This is a genomic window from Kocuria rhizosphaericola (genome assembly GCF_044462205.1).
In the GTDB taxonomy this organism is placed as follows: Bacteria; Actinomycetota; Actinomycetes; order Actinomycetales; family Micrococcaceae; genus Kocuria; species Kocuria rhizosphaericola.
In genome coordinates this window covers 1-3352 of sequence record NZ_JBISWK010000016.1, presented here as the reverse complement: position 1 = coordinate 3352, position 3352 = coordinate 1, and the positions used below count along the sequence as shown (strand labels likewise).

Here is a 3352-nt window from a genome sequence, read left to right as displayed (position 1 = left end):
CTCCTGCAGGAGGCGGGCGCCGTGCTTTCCGCCCCAGGCCCGTCCGCTCCACTTCGTTCCACGTGGAACGGCACGTCGGACCGCGGCGCTCGGCTAGAATTGTCCGGATTGCCGGGCGAAGGAGAGGAACACCGTGAGCGAACGACGACGTGGTCTGGGCCGAGGACTGGGAGCGCTCATTCCGAGCGCGCCCGCGACGGAGACCCGGGTCGAGGAGGAGTCGACGGCCGGCGCTCCCCCGGCGCCGGAGACGACCGTGGACCCCGCCGCCGCGCCGCGCGTCCCCGACTCCCCGGCATCCGTTCCACGTGAAACGTCGCGCTCCGAAGCCGCAGCGGATACCTCGAGCAGCTCTGATCCGGTCGGCGATGTCCCGGTGCCCGTTTCACGTGAAACGTCGCCCAGCGGGGCCGGAGTCGATGCCCCGAGGAGCCCCGCTCCGGCCGACGACGCCCCCGCACCTGAGCCCGAACCAACCGTCGCGACCGGCCGGACGGCCGATGACCACCGGCGCGAGCCCGCCGGGGCAGAGCCGCGCGCCGAGGAGCGGTCCTCGCAGTCCGAGGGTGCGCACAGGCAGGCGGAGCAGTCGGGCTCCGCCAAGCGGTCCGCCACCGGCGGCCGTGGTAGGACCGTCAGCCCGGCGGCGCGTCAGAAGGCCATGAAGGCGCGAATGGACATGGGCGAGGCCCTGCGCAACACCACTCTCGTCAGCCGGCCGTCCGACATGTTCTTCCTGCCGTCGGCGAGCACGGCCGACGTGGGCGACTCCTCGCCGCTGCCGGGTGGGCCGACGGAGGACGCGCAGTCCACGTCGGACGACTCGACGACCGTTTCACGTGAAACGACGGCACCCGCCGAGAGCACCGCGTCCCCGGGAAGTGTCGCCAGCAGCGATCACACCGCGGACGGACGGACCGCGGAGCCCGCTTCGGAACCGACTCCGGAGTCCGGGGCGACGCCTCCCTTCTCGGAGGAGTCACGGCCCGCGGTGGCAGGGTCCCGGACTGCGAAGTCCCCGGCCCCCGGGACCGAGACGACGACATCCGGAGCACGGAAACCAGACGCGTCCGAGAAGGCGCCAGGGAGTCGCCCCCAAGCCATCGGGCCGGAGTCCGCCGCAGCTGAGGGACGCGATGTTTCACGTGGAACGGACGCCGAGACCGAGGAGCTGGCCGCGGTGCCCGGCGCCACCTTCGCCGAGATCGCCGTGGCCTCCATCCACCCGAACCGCAAGCAGCCCCGACAGGTCTTCGACGACGAGGAACTGGCCGAGCTCGCCTACTCGATCGCGGAACTGGGCGTCCTGCAGCCCATCGTGGTCCGTTCCAGCCGGGAGAACGGCGAGCAGGCGTACGAGCTCGTCATGGGAGAGCGGCGATGGCGTGCCACCCAGCGCGCGGGCCTGCCCACGATCCCGGCCATAGTCCGGGAGACCGCCGACGACGACCTGCTGCGGGACGCCCTGCTGGAGAACCTGCACCGCAGCCAGCTCAACCCGCTGGAGGAGGCCGCGGCGTACCAGCAGCTCCTCGAGGAGTTCGGGGCCACGCAGGAAGAGCTGTCGCGCCGCATCGGCCGCTCTCGCCCCCAGATCAGCAACACGATCCGCCTGCTCCGCCTGCCACCCCTCGTCCAGCGCCGGGTCGCCGCCGGGGTGCTCTCCTCCGGGCACGCGCGTGCCCTCCTGTCCCTGGCGGATCCGTCGGAGATGGAGCGCCTGGCCCAGCGCATCGTCGCGGAGGGACTGTCGGTGCGGGCCACGGAGGAGGCCGTCCAGCTGACCGGGCCGGGGGAGCGGAAGCCCCAGCGGACACCCGCGCCGGCCGGGCGCCACAAGGAGCGGTTCGACTACATCGCGGAGGCCTTCTCCGACCGTTTGGACACGAGCGTCCGGATCGCCCTGGGCGCCCGCAAGGGCAAGATGACCATCGAGTTCGCCTCGGTGGATGATCTGAACCGCATCATCGAGGTGCTCGACCCCGGCATGGACCGCAGCTAGCAGGGTCCCGTCCACGGGAAAGCCCCGGTGTTCCACGTGGAACACCGGGGCTTTCCCGTGTGCGGGGGCGACCGCCGTGGCGATCCTGCGTCAGCGCCCGTTGTACTCCGCGACGTCGTCGACGCTCATGGTCCCCGTGGGGACGTCGTCCTCGGCGAGCAGGAACATCCGCTGGAGACCGAAGACCACAGCCTCCGCCAGGCGGTTGCGGTGCTCGGGGTCCGCGAGAAGGGCGCGGTCGGCCGGGTTGGAGAGGTACCCGAGATCGAGCCAGATGGTCGGGGCGTCGTGGGACCTGAGCAGGTCCCACTGCCGGGCGTGGGTGCCGAGGTCGAGGGCGCCGGTACGGGCCACCATCTCCTTGAGCACGAGCACTGCGGCCCGCTCGCCGATGGGGGAGTAGATCTCCGAGCGGTCCTGCTCGCCCCAGTAGTAGGAGGCCACTCCGCCGGCCGCGGGGGAGCAGTTCCAGTCGCAGTGCAGCGTGACCACCACGGAGTCCGACCGCCCTCCGGCGACGATCTCGTGGGCGGAGGCGACGGTCCGCACGGGCTCGCCGCGGCGGTCGCGGAGCTCCCGGACGGGGGTGACGACCGCCGGCTCGGCGCCGATCTCGTGCAGCAGCTCGAAGGCCCGGAGGGCGACGTCGCGGGTGATCTCGTCGGCGCGGTCGCGGAAGTCCGGGGCGGCCGATGCGGGCGGCTGCTGGCCGGCGGGCCCGGACGGGACGAGCACCACGGAGCGCCCGCGCAAGGCGGAGGTGGCACGCTCCAGACGGTGGTACTCGCGCAGCGAGAAGGCCTTGGAGGACGTGATGTTCTTGTTGATCCGGGCGAGCGCGGCGATGGTCTCGCGGTCCACCACTCCGGTGGTCGGCAGGCCGAGGCTCTGCTGGAGCTCCATGACCGCGTGGTGCGTGCTGCTGCCGAACACTCCGTTGAGGTGGCCGTAGTAGAAACCCAACCTCGAAAGGTTGTGCTGCAGCATGTTGACGTCGTCACCCCGGAGGGGACGGTCGTCGTCGACGTAGAGCGGGCGGTCGCCGAGGGCGTACTGCGCCTCGTTGAGGCACCGGTCGGTCTCGGGGCCCACCAGGCCGTCGACGATGAGCCCGCGCTCCTGCTGGAACGCGCGCACGGCGGCGTCGACGTGGTCGTCGAAGTAGGAGGGGTTGTTGACGTCCTGCGGCGCGAGATAGGCCACGGTGACGCCGGCGCGCAGCAGTCGTTCCCGCAGGCTCACCACCCGCCGGCTCGTCATGGTCCGGCGCAGCATCGGTTCGGTGTCGTCGTTGTTCACGGGTGTCCCACGGGTCGGAAGGGTCGGCAGGGTGCCAGGACAGCGGGTCGT

The 3352-nt window shown here is 71.7% G+C and carries 2 protein-coding genes; one reads left to right on the top strand and one right to left on the bottom strand.

The annotated features are described in order from the left end of the window. Positions 1-778 precede the first annotated feature (778 nt). Positions 779-2002 carry a ParB/RepB/Spo0J family partition protein gene (locus ACH9D2_RS01485; protein WP_396360987.1) on the top strand — a complete coding sequence of 408 codons (1224 nt, stop codon included), beginning with the start codon at positions 779-781 and terminating at the stop codon, positions 2000-2002. Positions 2003-2092: 90 nt separating this feature from the next. Here ACH9D2_RS01485 and ACH9D2_RS01480 read toward each other — a convergent pair whose 3' ends face one another. Then, on the bottom strand, positions 2093-3301 hold the full coding sequence (locus ACH9D2_RS01480; protein ID WP_396360986.1) for a peptidoglycan-binding protein: 1209 nt from the start codon (positions 3299-3301) through the stop codon (positions 2093-2095). Between the last annotated feature and the right edge of the window lie 51 nt (positions 3302-3352).